This window comes from Bacillota bacterium (assembly GCA_012842395.1).
Taxonomy (GTDB): domain Bacteria; phylum Bacillota; class SHA-98; order UBA4971; family UBA4971; genus UBA6256.
Map to the genome: position 1 here is coordinate 1 of DUSX01000011.1, position 3,580 is coordinate 3,580.

Here is a 3,580-nt window from a genome sequence, read left to right on the forward strand (position 1 = left end):
CCTCGCGGCTTGCGGCAAGCCCTGTATCGCACAGGAACAGGCTCGTATCCTCGCGGTAAAGCACTCGTTCCGCGCCCCGCGCGACGTTCATGAAGAACTCGTTGGTGATGGCGGGCACCATATATCCCACAAGATAAGACCGTCTACCCCCGAGGCTTCTTGCCGCGATGCTTGGCTCATAGTTGAGCTCTTTCATGGCTTCTAGAACGCGCTGGCGAGTCTCTTGACTGACCTTTGGCACGTTGTTAATGACGTTCGACACCGTGGTATGAGACACGCCGGCCTTTCTAGCTACGTCGCGAATGGTCGCGGCCATTACACCATCTCCTGGATGACAAGGGGCTCTCAAAGCGGGGCTCTCAAATCAAAACATCGCTCGTTCAGCAATCTATCAACCCGATTGTACCCCACGCGCCTGTCGCCGTCAACCGTGTCAACCAAGACATCCCCATTACCATCATACAGCCGGCCTGCGATGAGTACCTCGCCTGCGCCCGAACAACCTGCTCGGCAACCTGTTGCGTTCTTCGTTTGGAATCTCTTGACCCGCGCTGGCTCTCCATTATATAATGCAAGTGATGGTGAACCGATCAACCACCTGGCAACCGTACATGCAACACGCATTTCGCGCACTCAGAGCTTGGGAGGACTGGGCTTAGCTGCTCGGAAAGGTAGGCAACGCCGCCGTGACTGACTTGCGCTCAGCCAGCATCGACATCATCCGCCGCTTTCAATCGGATACCGGGGCCTATGTGGCCTGTCCGAACTTCGAGACATACAGGTTCTGTTGGCTCCGCGACGGGGCGTTCATAGCATACGCCATGGACCGCGTTGGTGAGCACCGCTCTGCCCGCAAGTTCTACCGCTGGGTCGCCTCGACCCTTGAGAGCCAGGTGGGCCGCCTTGAGCGCATAGCCAGCGCCCTTTCAGAGGGACTCGACCCCGGTCCCTCTCAGATGTTGCCCACTCGCTATAGACTTGACGGTCGACCAGAGGACGACAGCTGGCCCAATTTCCAACTGGATGGCTACGGCACGTGGCTCTGGGGCCTTTGCGAGCACGTCGGGATGACCGGTGAACCTGGTTTCATTTCAGAGATGAGCGCCGCGGTTGACCTTACTGTAAGGTATCTCTCACTCGTGTGGCAGCTGCCCAACTACGACTGCTGGGAAGAGTTTGGTGACCGGGTCCATCCTGCGACGCTTGCCTGCCTCTACGGAGGTCTTACAGCAATCAACCGCTACCTGCGGAGAGACGATGTTTCTGCGCTTGCAGGGCGAATTCGGAGCTTCGTATTGACGCATGGCACGTCGGGCGGGAGGTTTGTGAAGTCCGTAGGGCACGGTGGCGTAGACGCCAGTCTGATCTGGCTTGCGGTGCCGTTCGCGGTTGTGGAGCCCCAGAACCCCCTGATGGTTTCGACGGTGCAGGAAATCGAGAGAAAGCTTCACCATCAAGGAGTTCACAGGTATCCTGAAGATACTTACTATGGGGGAGGCGAGTGGCCGCTCCTGACTTCCTGGCTTGGCTGGTATTATTGCCGGGCGGGAAGACCGGAGGCGGCGCTGCCGCTTCTCGAATGGGTGGAGAGCTGCGCAAGCCCATCGGGCGAGCTGCCTGAGCAGGTCAGCACCCACGTAAACGCCCCAGAGTACTTGCCCAAATGGCAGAAGCGCTGGGGCCCGGTGGCCACTCCGCTTCTATGGTCTCATGCCATGTATCTTGTGCTGCATCAGGAGCTCGCAGCCGCTCCCGCCTCGGAGCCATGGCCCGGGCGCGAGGGCGTCCGAGCGCCCAATTCCGGCGGCAGGATATCATCCACGCCTTAGGTTTCCTGCGGAACGCCAAAGTCAAGGCGTTCAAAGTCAGGGCGTTCGTAGTTTGCGACGATGCAGTAGTGCGACGGCGCGATGGTGCAATGGAACCGGGACGAGGGTTATCAGCGAGAGGGAGGTGATACAGAGGAATCGCCCGATCGGCCGGCCTATGGGGCGCAGGTGTTACATGCGCAGAGGCTCCATGGGCTCCAAGGGGTGCAGGATTCATGTGCGCGAATATGCAGAGGCTGTCATCTCGACGGTTTTGGCTGAAAGGCGGAAGGCTAGTATCCCGATACTTGCATTGAGGAGGCGGCGGTATGTTCAAGAGGCTCTTAACGCTTTGCGTGGTGCTAGCCCTTTTGGTGGTTGGTACTACTGTGCAGGGCGCGGAGAAGAAAGTCGTCGTCAAGTTCTTCAACGGCAAAGTCGAGACGGTCGAGTGGATGAACGACCTCATCCGGAAATTCAACGCGGAGCATCCGAATATCCAGGTGGAGCAGGAATACCAGAAGGACGCGAGCAATGTAATAAAGGTGAAGTTCGCGTCCGGTGACATACCAGACATAGTCACCGTCTGGGACCAAGGGTTTGCCGACCAGGGCAAGTACCTCGATCTTTCCAACGAGACGCAGTGGTGGTCCAGGATACAGCCGTCCATAAGGGAGCTGTGCACGGACCTTAGGTCAGGCAAACAGTACAGGGTGGCCACCAACATGACCATGGCGGGCATCTTCTACAACAAGAAGATCTTCTCGGATCTCGGACTCAAGGAAGCCACGACCTGGGAGCAATTTGTGAGCAACCTCAAGACCATCAAGGAAAAGCGCCCAGGCGTTGTTCCGATGTTCGTCGGAGGCAAGGATTCCTGGATGCTGGGCCACCTCATTGAGTTCATGGCCCACGGCGTGATCAAGCAGAAGTACGGGACCACCGGGTCGAGAAACGCGTTCTTGAACAACGATGCCGAGAAGCTTGCGTTTGACGCGCCTGGCGGTGTTATGGAGACCTTTGCGGCCCGAATCCTCGAGCTGAAGAGGGAGGGGCTGTTCAACAGCGATTTCCTCACAGCGACCTATGACAACCAGCTCGAGGCCTTTGCTACCGGGAAGGCCGCCGTAATAAGCCAGGGGATGTGGGCGCTTGCCGGCATTCTCGAGAAGAATCCGAGCATGGCGAGTAACATTGGTTTCTCCCCCTATCCTCCGATTATGGACGGGACTAAGCCTGTCGTCCTCTCGGCCGAGGACTCAGCGTATCTCATTCCCGCCGAGGCCAAACACAAGGAAGAGGCGAAGCTATTCCTGGACTATCTCTTCCGGCCAGAGAACCTCAAGGCATACTCCGAATTCCTGAAGTCTCCGTGCGCGTTCACTGACGTGAGCGCCAACTGGGGACCGCTCAAGGACGAAGTCGCCAAGGCGCTCAAGAATGGTGTGAACATCGGGTTTACAACCGAGGCACCTGCCGGATTCTCCGGAGATGACGCGGGCAGAATGGTGCAGGAACTCTACATGGGAACTTACAAGACACCGGCCGACTTCGCGAAGGCTTACAAGGCTGCATGGGACAGGGCGTGGAACGCATCGAGGAGATAGTAGGCGTGGTGGGCAGCACGGAAACAGAGTGAGGACTGAACCCCGGCGACCAATTGCCGCAGGCTTTCTGCGTGGCCCCGCAGGAGCCTGCGGCAATTAACAACACTGTGTCGGCGAACCATGAACACAAGACACGACTGCTACGAAGGCTACGAACGAAGGGGC

Annotated in this window: 3 protein-coding genes; 2 read left to right on the top strand and 1 reads right to left on the bottom strand. The window is 58.0% G+C overall.

Going from position 1 to position 3,580, the window contains the following annotated elements; translation table 11 throughout:
- On the bottom strand, nucleotides 1–316 hold a 316-nt coding region (locus GX515_04820; GenBank protein ID HHY32340.1), incomplete at its 3' end, for a LacI family transcriptional regulator.
- 379 nt (nucleotides 317–695) lie between these two features.
- Between GX515_04820 and GX515_04825 the strand changes: the two genes are divergently transcribed.
- Nucleotides 696–1,829: a glycoside hydrolase family 15 protein gene (locus tag GX515_04825; GenBank protein HHY32341.1), complete on the top strand. Its 1,134-nt coding sequence runs from the start codon at nucleotides 696–698 to the stop codon at nucleotides 1,827–1,829.
- A gap of 308 nt (nucleotides 1,830–2,137) precedes the next feature.
- Complete coding sequence (locus tag GX515_04830) at nucleotides 2,138–3,415, top strand: extracellular solute-binding protein (protein ID HHY32342.1); 1,278 nt, start codon at nucleotides 2,138–2,140, stop codon at nucleotides 3,413–3,415.
- The last annotated feature ends 165 nt before the right edge of the window (nucleotides 3,416–3,580 follow it).